A 14,078-nucleotide genomic window follows, 5' to 3' on the forward strand; every position below is an offset into this window, starting at 1 on the left:
CGCCGCGGGCCCCCGGCCCGCCGCTGCCGCACAGCCGGTGGTAGCGGCTCCCGCAGCCCACTCCACGCCCCTGGCGGAAGCAGCCCGGTTTGCCCGCGTCGAAGAGGACGGCCACGTCTTCCTCCTGGTTGACGGCGAGGAATTCCCCGTTGGCCAGTTCCCCGATGCGTCCAAGGACGAAGCGCTGGCCTACTTCGTCCGCAAGTACGACGACGCCGCCAGCCAGCTGCTGCTGCTGGAACAGCGGATCCAGGTCAAGGCCCCGGCTGCCGATATCCGCAAGACCCTCAAGCACCTGGCCCAGCAGATCGCCGAGCGCAAGATGGTGGGTGACGTGCTGGCACTGGATGCCCGCGTCGAGTCGCTGGAAACCGCCCTGAAGGAGGCCGAGGCCGCCGAGCGCGCCGAAGCCGAAGCCATCAAGGCCCGGGAGCTTGCCGCCCGCGAAGCCATTGTTGCCGAAGCTGAAGAGATTGCTGCCAAGGACCCGGCGAGCATCCAGTGGAAAACCAGCAGCAACCGGATGAACGAGCTCTTCGACGCCTGGAAGTCCGCGCAGAAGAACGGTCCGCGGCTGGGCCGCAGCGCCGAGGATTCCCTCTGGAAGCGTTTCCGCTCCGCCCGGACGGTGTTCGACCGGCACCGCCGCGCCTACTTCTCCCAGCTGGACAGTGAAAACGCCTCCGCCAAGTCCGCGAAGGAAGCACTGATTGCCCGTGCGGAAGAGCTGTCCACCTCCACGGACTGGGGCAACACCGCCGCTGAGTACCGGCAGCTGATGGACGAGTGGAAGGCCTCCAAGCGGGCCAGCCGCAAGGACGACGACGCCCTGTGGGCTCGTTTCCGTGCTGCCCAGGACAAGTTCTTTGCCGCCCGCCAGGCCGCGAATGAAGTCATCGATGAGGAGTTCGCCGCCAACCTGGTGGTCAAGGAAGAACTGCTTGCCGAAGCCCAGGGGCTGCTGCCGGTCACTGACCTGGCCGCCGCCCGGAAGGCTCTTCAGTCCATCCGTGAGCGCTGGGAGGACGCCGGTAAGGTGCCCCGCGCCGACATGGGCCGTATGGAAGCCGGAATCCGCAAGGTGGAAGAGGCAGTAAAGGCCGCCGAAGACGAGCACTGGCAGCGAAGCAACCCCGAGACGAAGGCACGCACCAACTCTGCGCTGTCCCAGCTCGAGGCGACCATCGCGTCCCTGGAGCAGGATCTTGCCGATGCCGAGAAGGCCGGCAACGCCAAGAAGATCGCCGACGCACGCGAGGCCCTCGAGGCCCGTCAGCAGTGGCTGGCCATGCTGCAGAAGTCCGCACAGGACTTCGCCTAGCAGCTACCTCCGAAGCATCCGGCCCCGCCTCTCCGTTATCCACAACGGAGGGGCGGGGCTTTCGCATTGCCGGGCCACGGACCACGCTGGTGTCCATGCCGGTCCAGCTTTTCCCTTCGCCGGGAGCACTCCCCCAGGTCACGTCCACGGGCGGGGCCCTGTATACCGCGGGTGTGCCGTTCGGCCACGCCGAACTGCAGGCAATGGCCATGGATGGCCTGCTGCGGCATGTGTACGCCGAGACCTACGTTCGCTGGGATGTCCGGCCGGACCCGGTGATTCGCGCTTTGGCCGCTTCCCGGGTACTGCCCGCCGGACTGCGGCCGCGGCTGACCATGGGCAGGATGACGGCGGCATGGATCTTCGGATGCGCCCGGCGGCCGCTGCGGCTGGATGTGATGGCGGACCGGCGCAGTCGCACGGGTGCGCTGCGCCCCTTCAGCACGGCGGTCCTCCACGAAGTGCTCCTCGGTCCGGCGGACCGTGTCCTGGTGGGAACGGTGCCGGTGACGTCTCCATTGCGAACCGCCGTCGACATAGCCCTGCATGCGCGCACCGTGGACGCTGTCCCGGCACTGCGCCGGCTCGCCGCCCACCCCGCGCTGGGCTGCCGGCTGGAACTGGTCCGGCGGGCCCTGGACGCAGGCCGGCGGGTGCCGGGCAAAGCCGCAGCGCTGGAACGCATCGACGCCGCGTCGGCGCCGGGCGGATAACCCGGCACCGTCATCCGGCGGCTAGACCCGGCGCTGGGACCCCGTGGTGCGGTAGACGTCGAACACGCCGTCGATCTTCCGGACGGCGCTGAGGATGTGGCTGAGGTATTTCGGATCGCCCATCTCGAACACGAACTTCGACATGGCCACCCGGTCACTGGAGGTATTCACGCTCGCAGAGAGGATATTCACGTGGTTCTCGGACAGCACCCGCGTGACGTCCGAGAGCAGGCTCTTGCGGTCCAGCGCCTCGACCTGGATTTCGACCAGGAAAACACTGGACTGGGTCGGAGCCCATTCCACCGGCACAATGCGGTCCGGCACGGCCCGCAGTTCCTGGACGTTGCGGCAGTCGCTGCGGTGCACCGAGACGCCCGAGCCCCGGGTCACGAACCCGATGATCGGATCCGGCGGCACCGGGGTACAGCAGCGGGCCAGCTTGATCCACACATCGCCGGCACCGCGCACCGTAACGCCGGAGTCGGTGAACTTGGGACGCCGGGCGGCCGTGGACACCGGCGTTTCGGCCAGATCCTCTTCGGCGCCCTGGTGCCCGCCCATCAGGTTGACCAGATGCTCAATGACATTCTGGGCCGAGGTGTGCCCGTCGCCGACGGCTGCGTAAAGCGCGGAAATGTCCTGATGGTGCAGTTCCTCCGCCACAGCCACCAGCGCGTCATGGGTCATCAGGCGCTGCAGCGGCAGGTTCTGCTTGCGCATACCGCGGGTGAGCAGGTCCTTGCCCTTTTCGATCGCCTCTTCACGGCGTTCCTTGGTGAACCACTGGCGGATCTTGTTGCGTGCCCGCGGGCTCTTGACGAAGCCCTGCCAGTCCTGGCTGGGACCGGCGCCTTCAGCCTTGGACGTGAAGATCTCCACCCAGTCGCCGTGCTGGAGTTCGCTGTTCAGCGGAACCAGCTTCCCGTTGACCCGTGCGCCAATGGTCCGGTGACCCACCTCGGTGTGCACCGCGTACGCAAAGTCCACCGGCGTCGACCCGGCGGGCAGGGCCATAACCTCGCCCTTGGGGGTAAATACAAACACTTCACGGGCATTGATTTCGAACCGCAGGGAGTCCAGGAACTCGTCCGGATCCGACGTTTCCTGCTGCCAGTCCACCAGGCTGCGCAGCCAGCCCATGTCATCAGCGGTTTCGGGCGCCTTGTTCCCGTCCTTGTACTTCCAGTGCGCGGCCACACCGTACTCGGCACGGCGGTGCATGTCATGCGTACGGATCTGGATTTCCACCGGCTTGCCGCCGGGCCCGATCACCGTGGTGTGCAGCGACTGGTACATGTTGAACTTCGGCATCGCGATGTAATCCTTGAACCGCCCGGGCAGCGGATTCCATCGCGCGTGCAGGGCACCCAGGGTCGCATAGCAGTCACGCACCGAGTCCACCAGGACGCGCACGCCCATCAGGTCATGGATATCGTCGAAGTCTTTGCCCCGCACAATCATCTTTTGGTAGATGGAGTAATAGTGCTTGGGCCGGCCCGTAATGGTGGCCTTGATCTTCACCGCGTGCAGGTCATCGGCAATCTGGGACCGCACGGTGCTTAGGTACTTCTCCCGCTCGGGGGTCCGGTCGCCGACCATTCGCACAATTTCGTCATACACCTTGGGGTGCAGCGCTGCGAAGGAGAGATCCTCCAGCTCCCATTTGATGGTGTTCATACCCAGGCGGTGCGCCAGCGGGGCGAAGATTTCGAGGGTTTCGCGGGCCTTTTTGGCGGAGGACTCCGGGGAAACGAAACGCCAGGTCCGGGCGTTGTGCAGCCTGTCGGCGAGCTTGATAACCAGGACGCGGATGTCCTTGGCCATGGCGACCACCATTTTGCGGACGGTCTCGGACTGCGCGGCGTCGCCGAAGGTCACCTTGTCCAGCTTGGTCACGCCGTCCACCAGCATGGCCACTTCGGGGCCGAACTCGCGGCGGAGCTCTTCCAGCGTGTAGCTGGTGTCCTCCACGGTGTCATGCAGCAGCGCAGCGGCCAGTGTTGTACCCGTCATCCCCAGCTCAGCAAGGATGGTGGCCACGGCAACGGGGTGGGTGATGTAGGGATCGCCGCTCTTGCGTTTCTGGCCCTCGTGGCTGCGCTCGGCCACCACGTACGCCCGCTGGATCAGGTCCAGGTCTTCCCTCGGGTTATTAACCCGGACAGTGCGCAGCAGCGGCTCCAGCATCGGCGAGTAGCCGGGGTTGCCGCGGCCGGCCAGGCGGGCAAGGCGCGCCCGGGTGGAGTGGCGCCGGCCTGCTGCCGGCCTGGGAGCAGGCTCCACCGCCGCAGCCTCAGTACCTGCGGCGCTCTCCGTGCCACTTGCAATCCCGGTGGTACGGCCATTTCCTGCCTCATTGGCAGGCGTTGCACTGTTGGCCACTGCCGACCTTTCTTCCATGCTTTAAAAGCTGGTGCTCAACGTTCACATGACGGCTGCACAAAAATGCCCTGTCCACCAGTCTAAGCCTGCCTGTGCCGCACTTAAACCGCAGGTTCCGTACTCCTTGGGCGGAGTACGGAACCTGGCAGGTGGATTGATGCTCCCGGGCTAGGCGCTTACCGTCTCGGTCTTTGCTTCCAGGGCCCGGCGTTCGGCTACCCGCTTGGCCTGCTTGCGGATATCCGGCTCGTTCCGGCGCAGCCATGCATACATCGGCGCCGCAACGTAGATGGTGGCAATGGTGCCCAGGATGATCCCGACAAACAGTGCCAGGGACAGGTCCTTCAGGGTGCCGGCGCCCAGCAGCAGGGCACCGATGAACAGGATGGATGCCACCGGCAGTACCGCCACCACGGAGGTGTTGATGGACCGGACCAGGGTCTGGTTGACGGCCAGGTTCACCTCCTCGGCGAAGGTGCGCTTGGTTCGCTTGTCCAGGTCCTTGGTGTTTTCCCGGACCTTGTCGAAGACCACCACCGTGTCATAGAGCGAGTAGCTCAGCACCGTCAGGAAACCGATAATGGCGGACGGCGTGACTTCAAAGCCGATCAGCGCGTACACCCCGGCGGTCACCACCATCACCACCAGCAGTCCGGTAACGGCAGCCAGGGACATTTTCCAGGTCCGGAAATACAGCGCCATCAGCACCGCAGCCAGGGCCACGAAAACAATCAGGCCCACCAGTGCCTGCCGGCTCACATCACTGCCCCAGGTGGGGCCGATGAAGGTCGAGGTCACCTCGTCCTGGCTGACATCGTAGGTGTCCGCCAGCGACTCCTTGACCTGGATGGTCTGGTCATCGCTGAGCTTTTCGGTCTGGATCCGCATGGTGCCCGGAGCGATGTTCGTGACCTTGGGGTCGGAGCTCCCGGCCACTTCGGCAACGGCTTCCTCACCGCGGCTGACGTCCGTATTGCTGACGTTGGAGACGGTGAACTCGGAACCGCCGCGGAATTCGATACCGAGGTTGAATCCGCCCTTGGCTACCGGGATCAGGATGGAAAGCAGTACCGCGGCAGCCGCGATCAGGAACCACAGCTTCGCTTTGCCAACGAAGTTGTAGGAACGCTTTCCGGTGTACAGATCATTGCCGAATGCGGCGAAACTGGGGAGCTTGCTCATTACTCGCCGTCCTTTTCGGAGCTGCGGCCGCTGCCGGCCATGGAGTTCTGCTTCTCGGCAAGCCGCCGCTCTGCGATGGTCAGGCGCCGTTCAGCTTCCTTCGCGGCGGCCTTGTTCTTGCCGCGCAGTGCCGGAGAATCACCTGGCTCACGCAGGCGTCCGGCGCCCCGGTACAGCGGCACCGCGCCGAGTTTGGTGGTATCCAGGCCGGAGAACCGGTGCCCTTCGCCGAAGAACCTGGTCCGGGCCAGCAGCACCATGGTCGGGTGGGTAAACATAAACACCACAATGAGGTCGGCAATAGCCGTAAGCCCCAGGGTGAACGCGAACCCGCGGACGTTGCCAACGGCCACGAAGTAGAGCACGACGGCGGCAAGAATGTTTACTGCCTTGGAGGCCAGCACTGTGCGCTTGGCGCGCTTCCAGCCGTTGTCCACTGCCGAGACCAGGCTGCGTCCGTCACGGAGCTCATCACGGATGCGTTCAAAGTAGACGATGAACGAGTCAGCGGTCTGGCCGATGGCGACAATCAGACCGGCCACCCCGGCCAGCGAGAGCCGGTAGTTCTGGCTCCAGCCCAGGATGGCGATGGCCAGGTAGGTCAGCACACCGGCGACCACCAGCGAGGCGATGGTCACCAGCCCGAGGGCCCGGTACTGGAACAGGGAGTAGACGGCCACCAGAATCAGGCCGATCAGGCCGGCAATGATGCCCATCCGCAGCTGGTCGGCACCGAGGGTGGCGGAGACCTGCTGCTCGCTCTGGATTTCAAAGCTGATGGGCAGTGCGCCGTACTTCAGCTGCTCGGACAGCGCCTCGGCGCTTTCCTGCGTGAAGTTGCCGGTGATCTGCGGCTTGCCGTCGGTGATGACGGCGTTGACCGTGGGGGCGGAGATGATCTGCCCGTCCAGGACAATCGCGAACTGGTTCCGCGGATCGCCCTGCGGGAACGCGAACAGCCGCTCGGTGACCTGGCGGAAGGTGTCCGTACCTTCACGGTTGAACTCGATGTTGACGGCCCACTGGTTGGTGGAGATGCCGTTGTTTCCCTGCGCCATGCCGAAGCTGGCCGTGGAAATCTCGGCACCGGGAACTTCCACCGGGCCGAGGATGTACTTGCCGGCGGTGCCGGGCTCGCAGGCGACCATGGGCTGGTCGGCAGCGGCCTGTTCAGCGTTGGCCAGGGTGTCCGGGTTCAGGCAGTCCGTGGTTTCGAACTCGGTCTGCAGTTCCGGGGAGATCCAGTTCGGATCGGATCCGTCCGTGGGCTCCGCCGTGGGCGTGGGAAGCTGCTCCGCCGGTGTCGGATCGGTGACTGCCGCACCCTGCCCGCCGCCGCCGGCCAGGACCGGGCGGAACTCCATCTGCGCCGAGGCCTGGATCAGCTCACGTGTCTCTGCATCGGGAACACCCGGCAGGGAGACCACCACGTTGCGGTTGGACTGCGTGCTGATCTCGGCTTCGGAGACACCGCTGCCGTCCACACGCTGGCGGATGATCTCCACCGCCTGCTCCAGCTGTTCGGCGTTGATATCGGAGCTGGCTCCCTGAACCTTGGGAGCAAGGATCATCTGGGTGCCGCCCTCGAGGTCGAGGGCAAGTTTTGGGGTCCAGCTGGCGTTGCTCCACATGGAGCCGCCACCAAGCAGGAGGGCCAGGGCAGCAAAAATGACGCCCAGCCAAATGAGCGTCTTTTTCGCGGCCGAGCCGGGGCCGGTACGGGGCATAGGGAATTTTCCTTTGGGGCGAAGATCACCGGCGCCGAGCGGGCTCCGGTGAGGCAAGCAGGGCGGCAATGCCCTGCTTAGCTCGTGGAGAGTCTAGTTCTCTTTTGTATCGTCGCGGCTCAGGCGCTTGAGTGTTTCTTCAGGCGTCTCATTCCGGGCGGAGGAATCCTGATTCGCGTCGGCATCCCGTGCCGCACCCTTGCCCAGGGTCAGGGAGGACGCATCGTCGGGAACCTGCGGGGTTTCCTCGGCCTCTGCCTCTTCAGCGGGCTGCTGCACAACTACCTTGGTCAGCGCCTGCAGGTGCACGGTCGCGGTGTTGCCCGGGGAGAGTTCCAGGACTGCCTTGTTTTCCTCCTGGTCCACGGAAACGATCCGTCCGAAAAGCCCGAACTGGGTCATCACCTCGGTGCCCGGAACCATCTGGGAGCGCTGCTGGGCCACCGACTGCGTCGTCTTCTTCTGCTTGCGGAACATCATGATGACGAAGACCGCCAGAAGCAGGGGAATGAAGAGATCAGCGATATTCACGTGGGGAAATCCGTTTCTTTTGAGGAAGGTTGTGGCACATCCGGGCATCCGGGCCGGGACCGTGCCTAGAGCCAGTCTAAGGGGAAAACGTGAAAGGCTCCTGTTAAGTTTCCGAGGCCAGTCCCTCGCCGGGCGAAGAGGTCGTGTTTATCCCCGGTCCGGAGAACATGTTCGCCGGCATGGCCGCAGCGACGTGTTCAGGCATCTGCAGCCCCAGATGCTCCCAGGCGGCACGGGTGGCGATCCGTCCGCGCGGGGTCCTGCCCAGCAGGCCTTCGCGGACCAAATACGGTTCGGCGACGGTTTCCACGGTCTCGGGTTCCTCGCCAACGGCAATGGCCAGCGTGGACAGCCCCACCGGTCCCCCGTTGAACTTGGTGATCAGCGCCGTCAGCACAGCCCGGTCCAACCGGTCCAGCCCCAGCACATCCACTTCATACATATCCAGGGCGGCACCGGCGGAACGGGCGTCAATCTGTTCGACCCCGTGCACCAGGGCCCAGTCCCGGACGCGGCGCAGGAGCCGGTTCGCGATTCGGGGCGTACCGCGGGAGCGGCCGGCCACTTCGGCAAAGCCGGCCGAGTTGACCTTCATGTCCATCAGCATGGCCGAGCGGCGCAGTACCAGTTCCAGCTCGTCGGTGGAGTAGAACTCCAGATGACCGGTGAAACCGAAGCGGTCCCGCAGCGGGCCCGGCAGCAGGCCGGCCCGCGTGGTGGCACCGACCAGGGTGAACGGGGGAAGCTCCAGCGGGATGGCAGTGGCTCCTGCTCCCTTGCCCACCACAATGTCCACCCGGAAATCCTCCATGGCCATGTAGAGCATTTCCTCCGCCGGGCGGGACATCCGGTGGATTTCATCCAGGAACAGCACCTCCCCCTCGGTCAGGGAGGAAAGAATGGCGGCGAGGTCGCCGGCATGCTGGATAGCGGGGCCGGAACTGATCCGCAGAGGTGCGTTCATTTCCGCGGCAATGATCATGGAGAGTGTGGTCTTGCCCAGGCCGGGAGGGCCGGAGAGCAGGACGTGGTCTGCGCTGCGGCCGCGCAGGCGGGATGCTTCCAGGACCAGGGAGAGCTGTTCGCGGACGCGTTTCTGCCCCACGAAATCATCAAGATTCTTGGGCCGAAGGGCCGCTTCAATGGCTTTGTCGTCCGGATCCGGACCGGGGGCAACCAGGGAATCAGCAGTAGGCACGTCAGCCGGCCTTCCGGCGCGAAGCGGTCCGGGCGCCGTCGGTACCCAGCCTGCGCAGGGTCAGTTTCAGGATTTCCCCGACGTTGCCGGCGGCCGCGATGTCCGGGTATTCAGCGGCGGTGTCCTCGATGGCGGCGGTGGCATCCTTCTCGGACCAGCCCAGCCCGGTCATGGCGGCAAGGACCTGCTCCTGCCAGCGCGGGGCGGCCGGGTTCTCCACGGTGCCCTGCGGCACCAGCTTGTCCGCCAGTTCCAGGACAATCCGGCGGGCTCCCTTGGGCCCGATACCGGAGACCTTGCTGAAGGCTTTGTCATCCCCGCTGGACGCCGCCACCCGGATGGCTTCGGGGGTATGCACGGCCAGGACGGCCAGCGCGATCCGCGGTCCGACGCCACTGACGCCCAGGAGGATTTCGAAGACCTCCCGCTGGTCCGCGTCGGTGAACCCGTAGAGCGTCATGGAGTCCTCACGGACAATCATGGCGGTGTGGATGAACGCTTCATTGCCCGTGCGCAGGGTTGCCAGGGTCTGCGGGGTGGCCTGGATCAGCATCCCGAGCCCGTGCACATCAATGACGGCGGAGGTGAGGCCGACGTGCGAAACGACCCCGCGGAGGGAACTGATCATGAAGGAACTCCAGAGGCTGTATAGAACATATCTACGAATACCCTACTTGCTGGCGCCCGCATTGCCGTGCTGATCAGTAGCTTCCGCGTTTTGCCCGGGCTTCCGCCTCGGCCCACAGCCGCTGGGCCGGGGTTTGTCCCGATGCCGGCGCGGCACCCCTGGATGCCGAACCTGCCGTAGGTCCGGGGCCGGCGACGCCGCGGCGCCAGGCGTGGGTGATGGCCAGGGCCAGGGCGTCGGCGGCGTCGGCCGGTTTGGGCATTTCATCCAGCCGGAGGATCTTGGTGACCATCTTGCCCACCGCGTCCTTATTCGCCGAGCCGGACCCGGTGACCGCGGCCTTCACCTCGGTGGGGGTGTGCAGCGCCACGGGGATCCCGCGCCGTGCCGCGGCGGCAATAACGACACCCGAGGCCTGGGCGGTGCCCATGACGGTGCTGACGTTGAGCTGGCTGAACACCCGTTCCACGGCGAGGACATCAGGCCGGTGGGTGTCCAGCCACAGTTCGATCGCTTCGGAAATCACCAGCAGGCGGGCGTCCAGCGCCGTTCCTGCCACTGTGCCGACAACTCCCACGGCCACAAGGGTGGCCCGGCGGTTCCCTTCGACCTCTACTACTCCGAGGCCGCAGCGGGTCAGGCCGGGGTCCACCCCCAGGACGCGTAAAGACACTGAGCGGGCTGCTTAGTCGTCTTCTTCAAGCTCGGCCATAACCTCGGCCGGGATGTCTGCGTTGGAGTACACGTTCTGGACGTCGTCGAGGTCTTCGAGCGCGTCAACCAGCTTCAGGAACTTCCGGGCTGCATCGGCATCCAGGGACACGTGCATGGACGGAACGAACTCCGCTTCATCCGTTTCGTAGTCGATGCCGGCTTCCTCCAGGGCACCCACGACGGCGCGCAGGTCCTGCGGCTCGGAAATGATCTCGAAGTTCTCCCCGGATTCCTTGACCTCATCGGCTCCGGCGTCCAGGACGGCCATCAGCAGGTCATCCTCGGTCAGGCCGTTCTTGGGCAGGTTGACCACGCCCTTGCGGGTGAACATGTAGGCCACGGATCCGGGATCGCCCATGTTGCCGCCGTTGCGGGTAACCGCCAGGCGCACCTCGGAGGCGGCACGGTTTTTGTTGTCCGTGAGGCACTCGATCAGCAGGGCCGAGCCCTGGGGTCCGTAGCCTTCGTACATGATGGTCTGGTAGTCGACGGCCTCGCCGAGCAGACCGGCGCCGCGCTTGACGGCACGGTTGATGTTGTCGATCGGCACGGACGTCTTCTTGGCCTTGGACACGGCCAGTTCAAGGGCCGGGTTGCCCGCCATGTCGGCTCCGCCGGCACGTGCTGCAACTTCGATGTTCTTGATCAGCTTGGCGAAGGACTTGGCGCGCTTGGCATCAATTACGGCCTTCTTGTGCTTGGTGGTTGCCCATTTAGAGTGGCCCGACATGCTCTACGCTTCTCCTCTGATCATCTGGATAAATAGTTCATGGATGCGGAGCTCCCCCGTTATTTCCGGATGGAAAGAGGTTGCCAGCAGATTCCCTGAACGCACTGCCACAATTCTAGCGACCGAATCCGGTTCCGGCGCCGAAACCATGCCCGGATCCGCTGACCGGTTCATGGAAGGGAGCGGAACGGGACCAGGCTGCGCGTCCCGGACCCGGGCCAGGACGCGCACCGAGTCGCCTGCCTTCTCCACTTCGGGTGCCCGGATAAACACTGCCTGGACCGGGGGCGGCTCTGCGCCGGGAGGCAGTGACGGAAGGGAATCCAGGCCGTCGAACACAAGCTGTGTTTCAAAGGACTCGCGCTGGCGCCCGAACGCGTTTCGGCGCACCAGGATATCCAGTCCCCCAAGGGTTTCCTGTGGACGCCCGTCACGATCAGTGGCCGGATCCACCAGACGGTCCGCCAGCAGAATCAGCCCGGCACAGGATCCGTATACCGGGAACCCGCCGGAGATGGCATCTTCGAGCGGGTCCGCCAGGCCGTAGGTGCGCAGCAGCTTGCCTATGGTGGTGGATTCCCCGCCCGGCAGCACCAGCCCGGACAACCCCTCCAGGTCGCCGGGACGGCGGACGGGAACAGCGGCTGCCCCCGTCGCCGCGATGGCCGCCGCATGTTCACGCACGCCGCCCTGCAGTGCCAGGACCCCCACCCGCAGGCCTGTGCCGGGGGAACCTGTGAAGTTGGTCATTGCCTTATTCTAGGCAGCCCGGCGCACGCCCACGGTACCCCGGCCGGGCAACGGCCCGCAGCGTCCGGAGATATGGCCGTGCGCTATATTCAGTAACCATGAGTTCTTTCTCCATCCTGGTCGGAAAACTGGTCCGCAGTGCCTCCAAGCTGCGCGGCGGCGGTTCCGCCCTGCCGGGCCTGGTGGTGGAGAAAATCGATCCCGACTTCATCCGCCGCACCCTCGCGGACCTGCCGCTCGGCGTCGCCGTCGTCTCCGGAACCAACGGCAAAACCACCACCACCAAGATGGTGGTGGAGCTGCTCGAAAGCCAGGGCCTGAAGGTCTTTACCAACCGCACCGGCAGCAACTTCACCCGCGGTGTGGCGGCTGCCCTGCTGGGAGAGGTGAACCTCCGCGGCCGGCTCGATGCCGATATTGCCGTCCTGGAACTGGATGAGGCACATGCGGTGCACTTCGTGAAGCTGATCCGGCCCCGCTACAGCCTGCTGCTGAACGTACTGCGGGACCAGCTGGACCGGTTCGGCGAAATCGATAAGACCACCCGGCTGCTGGAGCAGATTGCCCGCGCCACCACCGAGACCGTGGTGCTGAACCGCGAGGACCCCCGGGTGGCCGGCATCGCCGAGTCCCTGAACGGACAGCGCGCCGCGTACTTCGGACTGGACGCATCACTGCGCAGCACCTTCCCCAACGACGACGAGATGCGCGGCAGCCTGGCCGAGGCCCTCGCGGCCACCCAGGAGGCCGACGTCGTCCTGCAGCGCGTGGGCGAGGCCGACGCCGACTTCCTGGTGGACGGCCAGGTGCGGTCCTCGGGACTGAAGCTGCGCGGGGTCTACAACATCTTTAATGCCGCAGCCGCACTGGCCTTTGCACGGACCATCAAGGGCGCCGACCTGGATTCCGACGCCCTGTTCGAGGCACTGGCCAATGTTGAGCCGGCCTTCGGGCGCGGGGAATCCCTGACCGTCAACGGCCAGCCGCTGGAACTGGTGCTGGTGAAGAACCCCAGCGGCTTCCGCCTCGGCCTGAAGTCCTTCGCGGCGCACGGGTACTCGACCATGATCGCCATCAATGACAACTACGCCGACGGCCGGGACATGTCCTGGCTGTGGGACGTGGACTTCGAATCGCTGGCCGACGGCGGCGTCGACGTGGTGAGCGGCGTGCGGGCCTACGACATGGCGCTGCGCCTGAAGTATGACGACGTGCCCGTCCGCACCATCGAGCCGGACATTACCGATGGCCTGAAACGTTTTATCAAGGACTCCCCCGGGGTCCCCATGCGGATCTTCTGCACGTACACCGCCATGCTGGCCGTGCGTCGGGAGCTCTCCAAGATCACGAAGGTGGAGGTGGTCTCATGAGTGCGGACCGTACGATCAGGATCCTGCAGCTGTACCCGCGGGAAATGAATATCTATGGAGACTGGGGCAATGTCCTGGTGCTCAAGCAGCGGCTGAAGTGGTACGGCTACTCCCCGGTCGTCGAGGAATACAACGCCGGCGACGAGTTCCCGTCCGACGTCGACATCATTGTGGGCGGCGGCGGCCAGGACAGTGGACAGGTAGTGATCCAGCAGGACCTCCAGCAGCTTGCCCCCACCCTCCGTAAGCTGGCCGACGACGGCCTGCCGATGCTGGTGATCTGCGGGCTCTACCAGCTCTTCGGAAAGTTCTTCAAGACCCACGAAGGGACGCTGATTCCGGGGATCGGGATCCTGGATCTGGAAACCCACGGCGGGGATGTCCGGCTGATCGGCAACGTCCTCTCGGTCAGCAGCGAGTTCGGCGAGATCCACGGCTACGAGAACCACAGCGGCCAGACCTTCCTCGGTCCCGGCGTCGAGCCGTTGGCCGAAGTCCGCAAGGGCGAAGGCAACAACACCAAGGACAGCACCGAGGGCGCCCGGTATAAGAACGTGGTGGCCAGCTACCTGCACGGTTCCCTGCTGCCGAAGAATCCGGCCATTGCGGATTTCCTCATCGAGCAGGCAGCGGTCCGGAAGTTCGGCAGCTTTGAGCCGGTGCCGCGGTCCGAAGAGGATCTTTCCGACCTGTCCAAGCTTTCCGACCTGGCCCGCCAGCACGCCGGGCAGCGTCCGCGCTAGCGTCCGGACAGCGACCACTGTAGCGACCGCGGTAGCCTCCGGGGCGCCTCCGCGCTGGCGTTCGGGCAGCGACCGCGGTAGCGTCCGGG

13 protein-coding genes are annotated in these 14,078 nt (G+C 65.3%); 4 read left to right on the plus strand and 9 right to left on the minus strand.

Going from position 1 to position 14,078, the window contains the following annotated elements:
• Both AC5RVB_RS16070 and AC5RVB_RS16075 read left to right on the plus strand, forming a co-directional pair.
• Window positions 1-1,321 (plus strand): DUF349 domain-containing protein (locus AC5RVB_RS16070; protein ID WP_494143144.1); only part of this gene is annotated, 1,321 nt, incomplete at its 5' end.
• Between the two features lie 95 nt (window positions 1,322-1,416).
• Entirely contained in the window at window positions 1,417-2,034 is a 618-nt protein-coding gene (locus AC5RVB_RS16075; protein WP_494143145.1) for a type IV toxin-antitoxin system AbiEi family antitoxin, read from the plus strand.
• Between the two features lie 21 nt (window positions 2,035-2,055).
• Here AC5RVB_RS16075 and AC5RVB_RS16080 read toward each other — a convergent pair whose 3' ends face one another.
• From AC5RVB_RS16080 to pdxT, 9 genes are all read right to left on the minus strand, one after another.
• Window positions 2,056-4,434: a RelA/SpoT family protein gene (locus AC5RVB_RS16080; protein WP_269436284.1), complete on the minus strand. Its 2,379-nt coding sequence runs from the start codon at window positions 4,432-4,434 to the stop codon at window positions 2,056-2,058.
• Window positions 4,435-4,584: 150 nt separating this feature from the next.
• A complete protein-coding gene (secF, locus tag AC5RVB_RS16085; protein ID WP_494143146.1) occupies window positions 4,585-5,598 on the minus strand; it encodes a protein translocase subunit SecF in 1,014 nt (337 codons plus the stop codon).
• Entirely contained in the window at window positions 5,598-7,325 is a 1,728-nt protein-coding gene (secD, locus tag AC5RVB_RS16090) for a protein translocase subunit SecD (protein ID WP_227901730.1), read from the minus strand. Before secD ends, secF begins: the two co-directional genes overlap by 1 nt.
• Window positions 7,326-7,418: 93 nt before the next feature.
• The gene (locus tag AC5RVB_RS16095) at window positions 7,419-7,856 is read right to left on the minus strand and encodes a preprotein translocase subunit YajC (protein WP_494143147.1); all 438 of its coding nucleotides are present in this window, start codon (window positions 7,854-7,856) and stop codon (window positions 7,419-7,421) included.
• 103 nt (window positions 7,857-7,959) lie between these two features.
• Window positions 7,960-9,054 (minus strand): Holliday junction branch migration DNA helicase RuvB, encoded by a 1,095-nt coding sequence (ruvB, locus tag AC5RVB_RS16100; protein ID WP_494143148.1) that lies wholly within the window; start codon window positions 9,052-9,054, stop codon window positions 7,960-7,962.
• A 1-nt stretch (window position 9,055) separates the two neighbouring features.
• Window positions 9,056-9,682, minus strand: a complete 627-nt coding sequence (gene ruvA, locus AC5RVB_RS16105) for a Holliday junction branch migration protein RuvA (RefSeq protein WP_494143149.1) — start codon at window positions 9,680-9,682, stop codon at window positions 9,056-9,058.
• A 73-nt stretch (window positions 9,683-9,755) separates the two neighbouring features.
• Entirely contained in the window at window positions 9,756-10,355 is a 600-nt protein-coding gene (gene ruvC / locus AC5RVB_RS16110) for a crossover junction endodeoxyribonuclease RuvC (RefSeq protein ID WP_227901725.1), read from the minus strand.
• 12 nt (window positions 10,356-10,367) lie between these two features.
• The gene (locus AC5RVB_RS16115) at window positions 10,368-11,126 is read right to left on the minus strand and encodes a YebC/PmpR family DNA-binding transcriptional regulator (protein WP_227901724.1); all 759 of its coding nucleotides are present in this window, start codon (window positions 11,124-11,126) and stop codon (window positions 10,368-10,370) included.
• A 3-nt stretch (window positions 11,127-11,129) separates the two neighbouring features.
• Window positions 11,130-11,876: a pyridoxal 5'-phosphate synthase glutaminase subunit PdxT gene (gene pdxT / locus AC5RVB_RS16120; protein WP_494143150.1), complete on the minus strand. Its 747-nt coding sequence runs from the start codon at window positions 11,874-11,876 to the stop codon at window positions 11,130-11,132.
• A gap of 98 nt (window positions 11,877-11,974) precedes the next feature.
• Here pdxT and AC5RVB_RS16125 point away from each other — a divergent pair, with 98 nt between their 5' ends.
• Window positions 11,975-13,246 (plus strand): DUF1727 domain-containing protein, encoded by a 1,272-nt coding sequence (locus AC5RVB_RS16125; protein WP_494143151.1) that lies wholly within the window; start codon window positions 11,975-11,977, stop codon window positions 13,244-13,246.
• Window positions 13,243-13,989, plus strand: a complete 747-nt coding sequence (locus AC5RVB_RS16130) for a type 1 glutamine amidotransferase (protein WP_494143152.1) — start codon at window positions 13,243-13,245, stop codon at window positions 13,987-13,989. The genes AC5RVB_RS16125 and AC5RVB_RS16130 overlap by 4 nt, the downstream gene beginning before the upstream one ends.
• The last annotated feature ends 89 nt before the right edge of the window (window positions 13,990-14,078 follow it).

The sequence above is a fragment of the Arthrobacter sp. Y3225209 genome (genome assembly GCF_059090685.1).